Here is a 14620-nt window from a genome sequence, read left to right on the forward strand (position 1 = left end):
ATAAAAAAAGGAGCCTACTGGCTCCTTTTCTCTTTATCTAGCATTCATTAAAAGCTTTAAAGTAATAAAAAGTAAAAGCTCTAATGGCTATACAAAGGTTAATCTGTAGTCAAACAGCTATTGTCGGTTCCATAATCATGTCGAGTTGGAGCAAACTTCTCATCGGTTACGTCATCCTGTAAAACTGGCAAGGTAATCTTCAATGTACGAGAATGCTCTGTACCGGCCATCTTTGCCGAAACAACAAAATCTAAATCAACCCAAGCCGCATATGATTGCGGGTAAACAATCGAAATCATTGTTGAGCCGTTCTCATCTGTAACAAAGTTACCTTCTGTTCTAACAATATTGCCCGGGTCTAAAACACCATTACCGTTAATGTCTTCATCAAAACCATCGCCGTTAACAGTAGCGTCTAATACACCATCACGGTCTATGTCTTCATTTGTACATGTAACTGAGCGTTGAGAAATCCATTTTATAAATGAATCATCTTCAGCATCAATTTGCTGAACCCAAATGCCCTTAGCGTAATGAGTAGGTACTGCTGATATGCTTAACTCAACGCCAGCAATAGGATTACTATTAACGTCAGTAACGTAAACCGGAATATCGTATTGGTATTCTTGTGGCGTTGGCTCTGCCAATGCGTTGCCTAAGCCGGCTGTTATAAATAGCTCTCGCTCAGCAACCGTAATCGCTACACCATCAGAAACACAGGTTTTACCACTTACAGTACAGCCGTAGGTGTCATCCAAGCTATTATTGTTGTCAAGAGTATCTCGAGAGTTAGTACAGTTACTCAGCTCACCACTGGTATCCGTGCAGGCACCAATTGCTACGCCGTTAGATGATGAAACTGTATTTGATGTATAAACCGTTGTTGCTAAACCGTTACTATCTGTAATGTTAGTAGCAGGAAAAATTTCACCGCCGCTCACGTCATATAGCTGAAAGTTAACAGGTCTATTTTTCACTAAATTACCATCCAAGTCTCTAACCACAGCACTAACGGTTGATTGTTGACCATTAGGACCAATAGAAAAAGGTGAGGCTTGTAATGTAATCTGATGGGCTGTTTCCGCAACAAATTCAAAATCAAATGTTGCTGATAGGCCAGGCGCTTTTGCCGTTAATATGGCAGGTCCAGCATTAGTAGAAACCAGCATGACTTCTACAGAACCATCCGCTGCGCTTGTTGAAATCTCTGTTGTCAGTGGCATGTCAGTAGCGGGATCCGCACCTGCATTAAATATTTGTCCACGAGTAGTAGAAAATAAAACATCTCCTTCAAATGGAACGCCATCTTTTTGCCACACTAACTTAAATGTCCCACCTTGACTCATAGGAACCTCTGCTGATGTTACAACCTCTGAATCTACTTTTAATTCGTTAATGACAAAAGTATCTGGAGAAACCGAAATATTAAAACTAGTTGTTTCGCCAAGTGCACCCGCCGTTATGGTGTCTGTTCCACTAACAGAAGCATCATATTTGAACTGAGCACCACCTGTAGTGCCTGTATCTATATAAGCTTTATTGCTATTTGCTGAATCTGTTGGTAAAGCTTGTCCGTCTTTATTTAACAGTGCATTACCTTGCAGGCTAGTAAGATAAACTCGTTTTTGTGCGATCCCATTACCGTCAGAATCTAATACCTCAACAGTCATGTCAGCTTCGTTACCCGTAACAATAGAATCATTACCGTTGATTTTTATAGTGGTCCCTGTCACCAATATTTTTACTGTGGCAACTTTGTCTCCAACAAACGCATCAACTGTAATATCTCTGGTCTGAGGCGCATTTGTTGTATTTAAAGTCGCAACGGCTTTTCCGTCTGCACCTGTAACGGCTTGAGTAACGGCGATACCACCTGATGTGGACCGGAATGAAACACTTACGCCGTCCATTAGATTGTTATTTTCGTCTTTCACTAAGCTAACTAGGTTTACGATTTGAGCGCCAGAAGATGCCATCTGAAATGAATCGGAGAGTAATTCTATGCTACCAATTGTTTTCGATACCTCTTGGTCTCCATCACCGGCAGATTCAAAGACAATCTTTTTGATAATTTCATCATCGTAAACAACATTCAAAACGCCGGCACCACTAGAGTTTGTTGCTTCAAGGGTAAGAGTTGCAAAGCCATTGCTGTCAGTCGCTACACCTCCATTGTCAACACTCAGGTTAGCAAGATCACTGGCTCTTTCTTCAAGTTCAATATAAACAATGTCTCTTTCTATCGGATTGCCACTATCATCATTAAGTTGAACTACTACTCGACCTGGCTCAGCAGATGAAATTGTGGTTAGTGTTGAATCTGTAATGGAGCTGAATGACGCTGTAGGAGTGTCACTAGGTACTAAAAAGGCTTTATGATTATTATTTGCTACTTGGTCTCCAACTGAGGTGTAGTCAATAACAACAGTACTTACAGAACCAACCGTGGTGCTCACTGTTATCGAACCTGCCCCTGCTTGCGACGCTCCTGTTACAGTAACTTGAGCCTGTCCACTTGAGTCTGTTACGGCTTGCGTACTACTAAGGTTAACAAATGCACTGTTTGAGTTCGCAAAATTGATTGTTGCATCTTCGACAGCTTCGCCATCTAAGCTTAGAGTAGCGGTTAACGTCCATACTTCACCAAAATCAATACTAGATATAGTTGAGCCATCTGAAGATACATAATTTACCGACAATTCATATTCATTCGAATCCCCCGAACCTGAATCATCTGTGGAACTGCCATCTGACAGACTACCGTCACCACTACAAGCAACGATTAAAAATGTAAATAAACCAACTATAAAGCTTTTTATTGAGCTTTTAAGAAGCGCTGGTGACATGTAACTTCTCCCTATTAAAATATGCATCTGCAGCAATCTCTGACGCTAAGTTAATAAATATCAATTTATTACACAATGCTTTTCTATTATTTTTTGTATTTTGAACAATGATTAATCGCCCAAAGGTGAAATTAATTCAATTTTATGATTATATTGGGCCTATAAATTAATTCATAAAATAAGAATAAATAAACATGACGCCTCAACAGGAAAATAAAAAGATGGGTTTAACCGCTCGAATTTTAATAGGGATGATAGCCGGCATCAGCATCGGTATATTTTTTCAAGCGCTATTTGGAAGTAAAGGAGACTTCGTAATACCTTTAGGGTTTGCTGAACTCTCTATAAAAGACTTTTTTGTCGACGGGTTATTTAATGTCGGTGGCGCCATATTTGTAGCTAGTTTAAAAATGATTGTAGTGCCACTTGTCTTTGTATCTTTGGTGGTGGGCACATGTAGCCTTAATGACACATCAAAACTTGCTCGACTTGGTGGTAAATCTATTGCCTTATATTTGTTAACTACTGCAATCGCCATTACTTTAGCAATTGTCGCCGCTTTGATTATTGCACCAGGCGAAGGCGTTAACATGGCAACCGAAGCCAATTATGCAGCTAAAGAGGCGCCTGGTTTTGCACAAGTATTAATTAACATGTTCCCTACTAACCCTATAGCCTCTATGGCAAACGGCAATATGTTACAGGTTATTGTCTTTGCATTGCTGTTTGGTATTGCAATGGCTTTAGCAGGTAAACCAGGTGAAAGACTTGCTACTATTTTTGTTGATATTAATGCCGTGATTATGCGTTTAGTTGTAATTTTGATGAACCTAGCACCTTACGGCGTCTTTTGTTTACTTGCTAAGTTAATGACAACAATGGACTTTGCAATCATTGCCAACCTTGGTAAATACTTCCTACTGGTAGTTGCAGTTTTACTGTTCCATGGATTGGTTGTTTATGCCCTGCTATTAAAGTCATTTACAGGATTAAATCCTATTACATTCTATAAAAAAATGCGTGACGCTGCCCTTTTTGCATTTAGTACATCAAGCTCAGGCGCTACATTGCCAGTTACGATGGAAACAGCGACTAAAAAACTAGGTGTAAACAACTCGATTGCGTCGTTCACTTTACCAATGGGTGCAACTTTAAACATGGACGGTACTGCGATTATGCAGGGTGTAGCCACAGTATTTATCGCACAGATATTTGCCGTTGATTTAACAATAGGCGACTACCTTATGGTTGTGCTTACTGCAACATTAGCTTCTATCGGGACTGCGGCCGTGCCGGGTGTAGGACTCGTTATGCTAGCAATGGTATTACAGCAGGTAGGCTTACCAGTTGAAGGTATAGCATTAATTTTAGGTGTTGATAGATTATTAGATATGACGCGCACAGCAGTAAACGTAACTGGTGACTGTATGGTGAGTTGTGTTGTTGCGGCATCTGAAAAAGAATTCGACTACGAACGCTTTAACAATCCTGATGCAGGCCTATCTAGTGAAAAAGTAGACTTCCACAAATTAGGCGAAGAAAATAAAGTTTAACTTCTTCTATTTAGTGCAAAAAGGCCTGTATTTACAGGCCTTTTTTTATGACTGGTTTTACCCGTATCCAATATTTAAATTAGTCGAATCTGGTTTATATCATTTGCCAGATTAAAGTCGGGAGTAAGCCTTATCGCCAAAAGCAACCAATTCCCCACCTTTAAAAATCAAAGCCGTGCATTCATCTTTTGTAGTTTCACCATCTGAATGTTTGTGCATAGTACGATAAAAAATAACTTGAACCGCCTTACCTTCTTTTTCAAATGCTTCATTAAACCTAGGTGTTCCCATTAGGCTTCTTACTTTCTCAAAACTGTCGCCTAATTGTAAATCAGCGATTTTTTGGTTATTGACTCGTTGCTCTTCTTTCCATGCAGAGTCGGAGTTTGAGTTTATCCAATTGGCGTCTGGACCGTCATCGGTTCCGACAATGATACAGCCAGTAAGCGAGGCTGCTAAAGGTAATGCAATTAGTAACTTATACAAGTTTGAGTTTTTCACTTTATAGTCCTTTCTAAAAATAAGAAGTTATTGTTATACTTTAAAAGCTATTATACAAAAACAATTCCAACTTTTAAGTGGCTGATATAAAAGAAAATTATCAAACCAGCGCAAAGCACTTTTGTTAAAAACATAACTTTATGGTCAAAAACACTAAATAATGAATACAAATGAAGTACTAGCTATATGCAAACAACTTGCCTCAGAAGGCAAACAACCCTCCGTCGCTTTGGTTAAAACAAGAATGACGGGACCTAAAGTGTTACCGCTAATAATTGAAGGAATTAAACAGTACTCTGCAAACCCAAACATAGCGCTAGAAAAACAAGAGACCCATGTTGAATCTGAACTAACCGATAAACAACGTATTGTGCAGCTAGAGCGAGATACATTGGAGTTAAAGAAGCAAGTTGAAGAACTTAAAGTGATTATAAAAAAGCTCACTAGTTAAGGTGAGCTTTCAAAATGAAGCGAATTAATTGCGAACTTTACTTTAGAACACTAACTCACTTTTTTCTAAAAACTCAGTTAAATTGTTAGCTATTGATTCATGCGGCTCTTTTCCAACATACTCTAAACAAACTTCACCCGTAGTATTGTCAACAACCAAATTTAGATCATCTTGCTCTGTTAAAGCAAAAAACAACGTTGGTTTTTGCTTTAACTTCTGTTTCATCAAAAGGTGTCCTACTAAGTTTTGTTGAAACCTTTCAAAATCATCGTCTGACCAAACCTGTAGCAGTTGAAAATCCCCTTTTTCATGCTTCATGTTTAAATTATCTGAAAAATAAAGCGTGAATAAGTCACTGTATTGCTGGTTTATCTCAATTTCAAAAGCCTCACCGACATTATCAAAGCTCTTCTTTGAGCTAGTGTGGTCCGACTGCAATACAGGTTGCCAAAACGTTCCTTCAGAGTTTGACTGCACGCATGGCGATGGCCAATCATCATCCAACTCTAATGCTGGATAACCTCGCTCTTTTGCCTTTTCGTGCCAGTTGATAATTACTTCCGTTAAAACCGGCGTTAAATTCGAATTTTTAAACATTAAACCTTCACTTTTAATGGTTGGCATTTACAATATACAGCACTCTAATATATAGATTTTTAACTATGACAGCAAAATATAATGACGATGCAGCGCTTGCTAATCTATCCCTTGGCAAGGCAACTGAATATGCTACGGAATACCAACCTGAGTTACTTCAGGGTGTACCGCGAAGCCTAAATCGTGACGATCTCAACTTAGGATCTGAATTACCTTTCAAAGGTATCGATCTTTGGACTGGATACGAAGTAAGTTGGTTAAATGCCAAAGGTAAACCTATTGTTGCCATTGCTGAGTTTTATGTACCCATTACCAGCCCAAACCTAATTGAAAGTAAGTCATTTAAACTATACTTAAACAGCTTTAATCAAACAAAGTTCGCTGACTGGTCTTTAGTCCATACATCAATGATTGCTGATTTATCAAATTGTGCTGGCCAGCCTGTTAGTGTGCGTTTACACGACATAAGTGACGTTAGCCATTTTCAGGTTAAGGCGTTACCTGGCGAAAACATTGACGACTTGGATGTCGAGATAGATAACTATCAGTTTGATACTTCATTGCTTAAAACCAGTAAAGCCGGCGTGCCAGTGCATGAAACCCTAAACAGTCACCTATTAAAATCCAACTGTCTAATTACCAACCAACCAGACTGGGCTAGTGTAATTATTGAATACAAAGGAACTCAAATTGATAGAGAGGCACTATTACGGTATTTAATATCTTTTAGGATGCATAACGAGTTCCATGAACAGTGTGTAGAACGAATTTATACCGACTTAATGGAACACTGTAATCTTACAGAATTAAGTGTCTATGCTCGTTACACAAGGCGTGGTGGATTAGATATAAACCCGTTTCGTTCTAACATACATGATACTATTCCGTTTAATATTAGAATCAACAGACAGTAAGAAGAGTTAAAATGAACTTCCCAAAAGACGAAACTGGCCAAATTTTACAAGAAATGGCCGATGCTGGTTTTGATTTCGAACCCGACTACGTTATCGACTTTTTTGCACTATTTCATAAAGAGGAAGATGCAGACAAAGTTGCAAAAATATTTATGCGCCGCATAGAAGAAGACGAGCCAATTGTAAAAGTAGAAACTCGTAACTATGACCATGGTGGTGAAGCAAGTGATGCCATAGAGTTGCAAGTATCAAAAGTACTGAAACCGACTTATGAGCTGATCAGTGAGTTTGAGAAAGACTACAAGCGCATAGCAGAAAAGCACAGTGGCTACTCAGATGGCTGGGGTGTATTCATGGGTGATGATGACTATGACGACGAAGAAGATTCATATACAGAATAATTCGTTGGGTTTAAATAAAAAAAGCCGCTTTTTATAAGCGGCTTTTTTATATCTTAAATTTCGTTTTTATTCGTTATTTTTAATAGCAACATTTTGATTTAGTTGATTTTAAAAACTCAAATTTAATTTAAACACTAATTGAATTTAAAATACTAGGTTGAGACCAAAGAACTTTCTCGCAACTGTATCAATGAATATAAGCGTCAACAAAATTGGAATAATAGTTGATAACGCAAAGTCACTGTATTTAAGCAAAAACTTATGTTTACCTGGCGCAGCACCTTCCATAAGTTCATTATTAAAGTTGGCTTTTTTCCAACGAATTGAAACAAATAAACAAATTAACAAGCCGTTTAGTGGCAAAATAGTATCGTAGAACACATCATAAATTACATCGAATAAAGACTTATCTGCACCCGCATAATTGACGAAACTAGTAAAGAAGTCAGACATACCAAATGACATAGTCGCTGCAACTGATAACAATACAACCATTACGGCCAATGTCGATAAAGACTTCTTACGAGATAAGTTTTTCTCACCCATGATTGCAGAGTTAGGAACTTCTATAATAGAAACTAAAGAAGTAATCGCGGCAAAAAATACTAACAAGAAGAAAATCGAAGCTACTGCACTTGCGCCAACGTAACCAATGTCTGTTTGCAACGATAAGAAAATCTTAGGTAGCAATACAAAAATAAGAGATATAGAGGACTCAGAAAGCTCAGACGTGTTTACATTTGGGTCAAAACTGAAAATTGCAGGAAGAATTAATAGACCTGCAAAAAACGCAACACCCGTATCAGTTAATGCAACCAATTTTGAAGAGTCTGCAATGTCTTGTTTTTTGCTCATATACGAGCCATACGTTACTAAGATACCCATACCTAACGATAATGAGAAAAACGCTTGAGACAAGGCACCACTTACCACACTGCCAGTAATTTTACTGAAGTCAGGTAATACATAAAATGATACACCAGCCAGTGCGTTATCAAGTGTTAGAACATAAATAACAAGTAATACTAGAAGCAAAAATAATGCAGGCATTAAGATTTTAGCCGCCTTTTCGATGCCCTCTTTTACGCCACTCATTAAAATAAAGCCCGTAATCGCCGATACAATTGCCATATATATAAATAACTTAGAGCTAGTAACAAACTGGCCAAATGTATTTGGATCCGCTAGCAATGCTAAGTCGCCAGTCACGGCAGAGAACAAATAACCGAAAATCCAAACGGTAATGACTAGATAAAATACCCCAATCATAAATGGCGTAATAACACCTAACCATCCGGCTAGTTTCCACTTACTGTCGTTTTCAGAAATTTTTGAATAGGCCCCAAGAGGGTCTTTATTGGTGTGTCTTCCAACGGCCATTTCGGCCATCATGACTGGTAAACAAATGATAATGACAAACAGAGCATAAATGAATAAAAATGCTCCCCCGCCGTTTTTAGCTGCTGCTACTGGAAAGCCAACCAGATTGCCGATGCCAACTGCTGATCCTGCTGCTGCCAATATAAAACCAAGCTTTGATGAAAAATGCTCTCTTTCCGCACTCATACAAACTACCTTTATTATAATTATTTTTAATTGTGTACTGAGCCATGCTACCAAGTAATTTGAACACTGTCTTCCCATTCAACTTGATTTTTCCTGCAATTAAAGCAAGATCCGCTGAAAATATAATTTACAACCCAATTTAAGGAAACAAAATGTATTACATGATCTATTCTGAAGATGTGGCAAATTCATTATCAAACCGATTGGCAACTCGAGAAAAGCACTTAGCTAGATTAATTGAATTAAAAGAACAGGGCCGATTACTGGTTGCTGGTCCGTTACCAGCCATTGATAGTGAAAATCCTGGTGAAGCAGGTTTTACTGGCTCTTTAGTTGTTGCAGAGTTTAATTCTTTAGAAGAAGCAAAAACTTGGGCAAACAGTGACCCGTACTTGGCCGCTGGTGTTTATGCGCAATCTATAGTTAAGCCTTATAAAGTTGTATTGCCTTAATAAAAAATGTTCCACAACCTTAAATAAAAGTACCCGAGGTGTAAGTTTGTTAATCCGTTTATTTATCTTTTGTTTCTCGCTTAGCCTTTCAATGCTGGTATCAGCAGAGGAAAGCTTCTTTTATAGCTCTAAAGAAATTACTGACTGTAAACAAAAACATAAAAGGCCCATGGACTATACGCTGTGCCTAGATGCGGCGTTTGTTCAAGTTGAACGGGAACTGATGACCTGGGAAACCAATGTAGAGATTATCTTACGAGATCTAAACAAAGAAGAAACGGGAAACAACCCTCTCCTTCTTTATAAATCCTCTATTCGCTACTTTAATAAATATAAAAAAGCCACCTGCAAGTGGCAATATATAGCTATGTTGCCAGACGTATCCTCATCGATATCAATGGCTAAAGAGTGTGAGATTTATATGACTAAAGACCGCATTAGCAAGTTAAAAGAACTCAGTAAACTCAATTTTTAGGTTGTTCATCATTATCTATAATAAGGTCAGCCTCAGACCTTAATTTAGACTTGTTACGAATGTTAGAAAATGGGTCTTCATTATTACTTTTAGTGTGAGGACCTTTTTTTGATTTCAACTCTTCATTACCAAAAGTCGTTGACGTGTTATTAGAGGTTTTTGCAAACTTTTTCAAAAAGCTTAGATTTTGATGCCCTTGCTTTTTTGTTTTAGAAAAGCTCGAAAATATATAAATATAGAAACCCGTTAGTGCTAAATAGGCAATCCACTTTATAAAAAATGAACTGGCGATAAAACTCTGGCCTTCATTTGCGGTTGCAACATAATCTAAATAGTCTTTATGGACCAAAGACACCAATAAAAGTGCAAATAAATACGCTAAAGTTGAGAGCAGTTGGCCTTTGTACTTCTTCCAAACCGTAATTAAAAACGTCCATCTAGCAATATGCTGAAACATCACCTAACTCCAAAGTGACAAACCCAATAGAGAAGCCAACACTAACAAGCCCTTCTCCTTTGCGCTGCCATAAATTTTATCTTCTTCTTCTTTTACAAGAATTTCCAACTGGGCTTCATTAAAGTCGCTCGGGGTTTTGCCCGCAAGCATGATTCGAGTTTCGGCTTTTTTAATCGCCTTCTCTCTAACTCGAATCTCTACTTTACGTTTTAGGTTTAATGACTCTTTAATTTTCATTTTTTACTCTAGGCCAAACTCATTAAGTAGTACTGCTTTTAGAGAAGCTGGTACCCCCTTAATAGTTAGTTCGTCTGATTGAGGATTATAATTAACTCTATCACCTAACAAAATTCGGTCAAATGAAACGGAAACACCTTGGCCGCTACCTGACAATTTCACTAATTTACGAACTGTACTTTTATCAAGTGTTACATTGTCATCAAATGAATAGTCCTGTTGGCTAATAAAGTCTTTAAATTCATTGTCGGAAGAAATAGAAAGCGTATCATTAAGCTCACTTAACCTAGCATCTTCGCCACTGGCGATACGTTCATTACAATATTCATAAACTTTTTCACGTGTTTCGGACTTTTCATTTGGATCCATGGTTTCAACAGACATAAAGTCATCTATCGCCGTTAAAAGCTCTTTGCTTTGTGACTTCGCATTAATGGTTTCAGTGCAACCTAACAAGTCCATAAAAAAGTCATTTACTTGCCTACCAGCACGGCCTTTTATAAAAGAAATAGTTTTTAAATCATCACTACTGTGCAATAAACTACTCACGTCTATACGGGCGGCTAGTTGAATTTTATTTATATCTAAATGGCGTTCACGTTTAATACCAAATTCATTATCAACTGAAAAGTGGTCTGTTAAATTTACAACACCAACCATCACATAACGAGTTGCCACATATTCATAATCAATCAGCAACAAATAACCAGTCTCTTCAAACTCGTACTTTTCTAGTTCAGCTTGAAATATCTTTAGCACTTCTTTAGAAAGATGATCAAAAGGGACCTCTTGACCTAAATAGCTATGCAGTCTGTGTGAAAACGCTGTATTTTTCTCTTCCGAAAATGCCGCGTAGCTTTTACTTGGTTTAGCGTTATAAATATTATGCAATTGCTCTACAAAAGTTAAAGACTTGGTCAAACTTTCGTCGGCCATTACTGCCCACTTTGTTGAAAATTCAGTTTCAGCCTGCTTTTCGTAAAAAGCGATAGAAAATTGATTTACTGCTAATGACATATGTTTTCCTAGCCCGCTATTGTGTTAAGATCCGCATCACGAACCATTAATAAGATTTCTTTATGCCAATCATATCAAAATACTCAAACGATGAGATTAATAATTTAGTAGAACAATTACTAGATGTTGTAGAAAACAACAAAGTTTCTGTCGATTTAGCGCTTATTGCTTTAGGTAATACCGTTAGTAATATTATTGACGATAATATTAAACCTGATATAAAAGAACAAATAGCAAAAAGTTTTGCAGATGCCCTGTTGAACTCTTTAAGTGCATCTAAGCACTAACAGTACTTTTTAGGACTGACAAGCATAAATGGTAATTAAACTAAAAGATCAATGGGAAACAGAGCAACCTTTTAACTTATTGTCTTGGGGACACTGGTTCACATTTGCCAATTTGCTTTTAGCGCTTTGCTTTTCATTTTTCTATATTAACGAGCATAGTTTACCCGTCTCAGTTTCGGGTTGGCTTTACTTTTTGACAACCTGGCTGGGTCACTTTGCCTTTTTGTCAATGAGTTGCTTTATAATTACCATATTTCCCGTCATCATTTTATTTCCATATAAGCGTCATATACGAGGCGTTTCTGCCGTCATGGCGTCTCTTTTCCAGTTGTATTTATTCCTAGATGTATTGGCTTATCGAGGACTAGGTTACCACTTAAGTTCAAGTTCCATTGACCAACTTAGTGAAGTTGAAGATGTTTACCTTGGCCTTATGGGTGATAGCTACTTTGTCATGTTGATCGCCGTCTTCATTTTTATATTGGCGTATCAGTTTTTAGCCAGTAATTTCACTTGGAAAAGAATTCATAAGCTACAGCAGTTCTCTAAGCGTTATGTTGTTGCAGGAACTTTAGTGGCAAGTTTTTTCTTCAGCCACTTTATGCATATTTGGGCCGACGCAACGTTAAATACAGACATTGCTAAACAAGGCTCTATGTTCCCTGGACACTACCCACTGACTGCTAAAACGTTATTAGCTCGCTACGACCTATTAGATTTAGATAAATACAATGACTATAAGTCCAACAGAGCTTTCGTTAACAACAGTTTGTACTCTATTTCTAAAACTCAAGAAGTAAGTTGCGATATTGCTGATAAACCTAAACTAAATATAGTCATATTACCTAGTCAAAACCAGAAATCGGTAGAAGGTTGGTTAACTGAAAACAATATTAATTATCAACGAACCAACCAACTCAGTATTCCAAGCGATTTAAAAACACTACTATTTAACTTCACAAGTGGGCTTCCTGGATTATATCAGTCAAGTACGGTTGATCTTGCTGTGAATACTCACTTGAAGCAAAGCAAAGTTTCCGTAGAACTCACTAGCACTGATTTTAATTCTCACTCAACTTATTCAGACTTAACAAGCAAGCGTATTTATGTATTTCATGACACTAGTAACACTAACGTTTTTTATCGAACAACAGCATTATTAATTGGTTTCGACAAATTACCAGACATGGCATTTAGTCCGCAAAACATAATTGCGACTTATATTAGTGATACTCTATCTTGCCCAAAATACGTTGAAACAAACTTAATAGACGTACCATTGTCCAAGGTTGATATACAGCACATCACCACCAACTTTTCTAATGATCACTTTTACTTTGTAAGTAAAGACAACGCACTGTTGTTTAAAAAAGGTCAGTTAATTAGCAATACTGCCTACTCCACTAACAAAAAAGTAAATGATTCTGTGGATATTTCATTGCTTAAAGAGGCGGCAAACAACCTCACAAAACGCAGAGTTAAGTCGGAAATTAGTAAATGAAAACAGTAACAAAACAATCGTTGTCTTTTTCATAATTTACGAGTTTCGCTATAGCCGCTTCCGTTAGTGTTGTATCTTTAGTCAACATTATGCCGCCAGTTTTGTTTTTGACGTCGTCTGATACAATCATTCCAGGCTCTAGACGATTAGTAGCGACACAATAGTCCGCATCAAGCTCTTCAATGTCAGGAATACGAGTCAGCAAGTCTAGATACTGATCTGCAATTTTGTAGTCATATAATTTGCCCCGCTGCTCTTTTATTTGAAAAGCAGCTCTGTCTGGCGAAAGCTTATTCCCATCTTTATGGCCTAGTAATAAGTAGTCATAGTCACTAACGACCTTCAATAGTCTTGACCCGAATGGGATTTCCTCTTTTTTAAGATTATCCGGATAACCTGAGCCATCATAGTTCTCATATTGATGTCTAATATTTTCCGCTACTTCGCGTAAGTTTGGCAACTTACTCAAAATTTTGGCACCTTCCACTGCATGACTCTTAAAGGCAATATTCTCTTCTGTAGTACGTTCAAACTCTACCGTTTGCAAAAGTATGTCACTAATTGCAACCTTACCAACCTCATGCATTAGGCCGGTTAAATAAATATTGATTGCTTCTGCTCTATTTAGCCCTAATTCCTCTGCCAATACTTTACTATGTGCTGCAACTCTTTTGCTGTGACCATTTTCATGACCTGCCCTGTCTTCAATGATTAAACCAACCATGTCTAAGATTTGTCTAAAGAACTTTCTCTGTTTTATCGTCGAACGTTTCAGCATGGCGGCTTTGTGATTCAACTCTTTTGTTCTTGCAGCAACTTTCTCTTCTAGAAGGCGGTTAGCTTCCGTTAACTGCGTATTCGCTGCCACTAACTTTCCAGATAGCTCATTATTTTGGGATTTAAGCGAGTAGCGGCTAATAGCATTTGCCATTAGCGCTTTTAAACTATCGTTATTCCAAGGCTTGCAGACATAGTTAAATATGTCGCCCTCATTAATCGCTTTAATCGTACTATCCATGTCAGCATAGCCGCTTAGCAAGATCCTTACTGATTCAGGGGCAACTTCTTTTGCCTTTGCTAAAAACGTAGCGCCATCCATACCAGGCATTTTCATGTCTGATATAACAATGGCATAGTCAGTTTCAGCCAACGCGACCAGCGCATCTTCACCATCACTAAACGTATCAACGGCATAATCTTTGCGAAATACACGCTTTAAGGAGTTAAGAATTTCAACTTCATCGTCTAAAACTAATATTTTGTACTTTTCTGACATAAAAGGCCTATAGTTAATCAATAAACTCTTAAAAAACGTACTATCTTTAAACTATAGCTCAATTTTCAATGAACTACATTTAACAGACT

16 protein-coding genes are annotated in these 14620 nt (G+C 37.7%); 8 read left to right on the forward strand and 8 right to left on the reverse strand.

Translation table 11 applies throughout. The annotated features are described in order from the left end of the window. Positions 1–98: 98 nt before the first annotated feature. The gene (locus ABD009_RS02165) at positions 99–2846 is read right to left on the reverse strand and encodes an Ig-like domain-containing protein (RefSeq protein WP_343822372.1); all 2748 of its coding nucleotides are present in this window, start codon (positions 2844–2846) and stop codon (positions 99–101) included. 194 nt (positions 2847–3040) lie between these two features. On the opposite strand from ABD009_RS02165, the gene ABD009_RS02170 reads away from it, so the two are divergent. Further along, the gene (locus ABD009_RS02170; RefSeq protein WP_343822373.1) at positions 3041–4399 is read left to right on the forward strand and encodes a dicarboxylate/amino acid:cation symporter; all 1359 of its coding nucleotides are present in this window, start codon (positions 3041–3043) and stop codon (positions 4397–4399) included. A 111-nt stretch (positions 4400–4510) separates the two neighbouring features. Here ABD009_RS02170 and ABD009_RS02175 read toward each other — a convergent pair whose 3' ends face one another. After that, entirely contained in the window at positions 4511–4900 is a 390-nt protein-coding gene (locus ABD009_RS02175; RefSeq protein WP_343822374.1) for a DUF3192 domain-containing protein, read from the reverse strand. A 160-nt stretch (positions 4901–5060) separates the two neighbouring features. On the opposite strand from ABD009_RS02175, the gene ABD009_RS02180 reads away from it, so the two are divergent. Further along, entirely contained in the window at positions 5061–5351 is a 291-nt protein-coding gene (locus tag ABD009_RS02180; RefSeq protein ID WP_343822375.1) for a hypothetical protein, read from the forward strand. Between the two features lie 42 nt (positions 5352–5393). Here ABD009_RS02180 and syd read toward each other — a convergent pair whose 3' ends face one another. Beyond that, positions 5394–5948, reverse strand: coding sequence for a SecY-interacting protein (gene syd, locus ABD009_RS02185; protein ID WP_343822376.1), 555 nt, complete (start codon positions 5946–5948; stop codon positions 5394–5396). A 65-nt stretch (positions 5949–6013) separates the two neighbouring features. Here syd and queF point away from each other — a divergent pair, with 65 nt between their 5' ends. Then, complete coding sequence (gene queF / locus ABD009_RS02190) at positions 6014–6862, forward strand: NADPH-dependent 7-cyano-7-deazaguanine reductase QueF (RefSeq protein WP_343822377.1); 849 nt, start codon at positions 6014–6016, stop codon at positions 6860–6862. Between the two features lie 11 nt (positions 6863–6873). After that, positions 6874–7263 carry a ribonuclease E inhibitor RraB gene (locus ABD009_RS02195; protein WP_155695126.1) on the forward strand — a complete coding sequence of 130 codons (390 nt, stop codon included), beginning with the start codon at positions 6874–6876 and terminating at the stop codon, positions 7261–7263. A 144-nt stretch (positions 7264–7407) separates the two neighbouring features. Here ABD009_RS02195 and ABD009_RS02200 read toward each other — a convergent pair whose 3' ends face one another. After that, positions 7408–8829: a sodium-dependent transporter gene (locus ABD009_RS02200; protein WP_155695133.1), complete on the reverse strand. Its 1422-nt coding sequence runs from the start codon at positions 8827–8829 to the stop codon at positions 7408–7410. 152 nt (positions 8830–8981) lie between these two features. Here ABD009_RS02200 and ABD009_RS02205 point away from each other — a divergent pair, with 152 nt between their 5' ends. Both ABD009_RS02205 and ABD009_RS02210 read left to right on the forward strand, forming a co-directional pair. After that, positions 8982–9281, forward strand: a complete 300-nt coding sequence (locus ABD009_RS02205) for a YciI family protein (RefSeq protein ID WP_343822378.1) — start codon at positions 8982–8984, stop codon at positions 9279–9281. A 91-nt stretch (positions 9282–9372) separates the two neighbouring features. Further along, positions 9373–9756 (forward strand): hypothetical protein, encoded by a 384-nt coding sequence (locus ABD009_RS02210; RefSeq protein WP_343822379.1) that lies wholly within the window; start codon positions 9373–9375, stop codon positions 9754–9756. Here the strand turns inward: ABD009_RS02210 and ABD009_RS02215 are convergent. From ABD009_RS02215 to ABD009_RS02225, 3 genes are read right to left on the reverse strand one after another with little or no spacing between them, the layout of a single operon-like run. Then, the gene (locus ABD009_RS02215) at positions 9746–10213 is read right to left on the reverse strand and encodes a hypothetical protein (RefSeq protein WP_343822380.1); all 468 of its coding nucleotides are present in this window, start codon (positions 10211–10213) and stop codon (positions 9746–9748) included. The two genes, ABD009_RS02210 and ABD009_RS02215, sit on opposite strands and share 11 nt — an antisense overlap. Positions 10214–10216: 3 nt before the next feature. After that, entirely contained in the window at positions 10217–10450 is a 234-nt protein-coding gene (locus ABD009_RS02220; RefSeq protein ID WP_155695147.1) for a hypothetical protein, read from the reverse strand. Between the two features lie 3 nt (positions 10451–10453). Then, complete coding sequence (locus ABD009_RS02225; protein ID WP_155695148.1) at positions 10454–11467, reverse strand: nucleoid-associated protein; 1014 nt, start codon at positions 11465–11467, stop codon at positions 10454–10456. A 62-nt stretch (positions 11468–11529) separates the two neighbouring features. On the opposite strand from ABD009_RS02225, the gene ABD009_RS02230 reads away from it, so the two are divergent. Together ABD009_RS02230 and ABD009_RS02235 are read left to right on the forward strand one after the other, a co-directional pair. Beyond that, positions 11530–11754: a YejL family protein gene (locus ABD009_RS02230; protein WP_343822381.1), complete on the forward strand. Its 225-nt coding sequence runs from the start codon at positions 11530–11532 to the stop codon at positions 11752–11754. 28 nt (positions 11755–11782) lie between these two features. Then, positions 11783–13255 (forward strand): DUF3413 domain-containing protein, encoded by a 1473-nt coding sequence (locus ABD009_RS02235; RefSeq protein WP_343822382.1) that lies wholly within the window; start codon positions 11783–11785, stop codon positions 13253–13255. Here ABD009_RS02235 and nosR read toward each other — a convergent pair. Beyond that, on the reverse strand, positions 13245–14531 hold the full coding sequence (gene nosR, locus ABD009_RS02240) for a response regulator c-di-GMP phosphodiesterase, NosR family (protein WP_343822383.1): 1287 nt from the start codon (positions 14529–14531) through the stop codon (positions 13245–13247). The genes ABD009_RS02235 and nosR overlap by 11 nt on opposite strands. Positions 14532–14620 lie beyond the last annotated feature (89 nt).

Source organism: Psychrosphaera haliotis (genome assembly GCF_039523615.1).
Classification (GTDB): Bacteria; Pseudomonadota; Gammaproteobacteria; order Enterobacterales; family Alteromonadaceae; genus Psychrosphaera; species Psychrosphaera haliotis.

Bases quoted from the DNA above. Each gene is read 5' to 3' on its own strand.
- ABD009_RS02165 (WP_343822372.1), bottom strand. From the start codon at position 2,846: ATGTCACCAGCGCTTCTTAAAAGCTCAATAAAAAGCTTTATAGTTGGT.
- ABD009_RS02170 (WP_343822373.1), top strand. From the start codon at position 3,041: ATGACGCCTCAACAGGAAAATAAAAAGATGGGTTTAACCGCTCGAATT.
- ABD009_RS02180 (WP_343822375.1), top strand. From the start codon at position 5,061: ATGAATACAAATGAAGTACTAGCTATATGCAAACAACTTGCCTCAGAA.
- syd (WP_343822376.1), bottom strand. From the start codon at position 5,948: ATGTTTAAAAATTCGAATTTAACGCCGGTTTTAACGGAAGTAATTATC.
- queF (WP_343822377.1), top strand. From the start codon at position 6,014: ATGACAGCAAAATATAATGACGATGCAGCGCTTGCTAATCTATCCCTT.
- ABD009_RS02195 (WP_155695126.1), top strand. From the start codon at position 6,874: ATGAACTTCCCAAAAGACGAAACTGGCCAAATTTTACAAGAAATGGCC.
- ABD009_RS02200 (WP_155695133.1), bottom strand. From the start codon at position 8,829: ATGAGTGCGGAAAGAGAGCATTTTTCATCAAAGCTTGGTTTTATATTG.
- ABD009_RS02205 (WP_343822378.1), top strand. From the start codon at position 8,982: ATGTATTACATGATCTATTCTGAAGATGTGGCAAATTCATTATCAAAC.
- ABD009_RS02210 (WP_343822379.1), top strand. From the start codon at position 9,373: ATGCTGGTATCAGCAGAGGAAAGCTTCTTTTATAGCTCTAAAGAAATT.
- ABD009_RS02215 (WP_343822380.1), bottom strand. From the start codon at position 10,213: ATGTTTCAGCATATTGCTAGATGGACGTTTTTAATTACGGTTTGGAAG.
- ABD009_RS02220 (WP_155695147.1), bottom strand. From the start codon at position 10,450: ATGAAAATTAAAGAGTCATTAAACCTAAAACGTAAAGTAGAGATTCGA.
- ABD009_RS02225 (WP_155695148.1), bottom strand. From the start codon at position 11,467: ATGTCATTAGCAGTAAATCAATTTTCTATCGCTTTTTACGAAAAGCAG.
- ABD009_RS02230 (WP_343822381.1), top strand. From the start codon at position 11,530: ATGCCAATCATATCAAAATACTCAAACGATGAGATTAATAATTTAGTA.
- ABD009_RS02235 (WP_343822382.1), top strand. From the start codon at position 11,783: ATGGTAATTAAACTAAAAGATCAATGGGAAACAGAGCAACCTTTTAAC.
- nosR (WP_343822383.1), bottom strand. From the start codon at position 14,531: ATGTCAGAAAAGTACAAAATATTAGTTTTAGACGATGAAGTTGAAATT.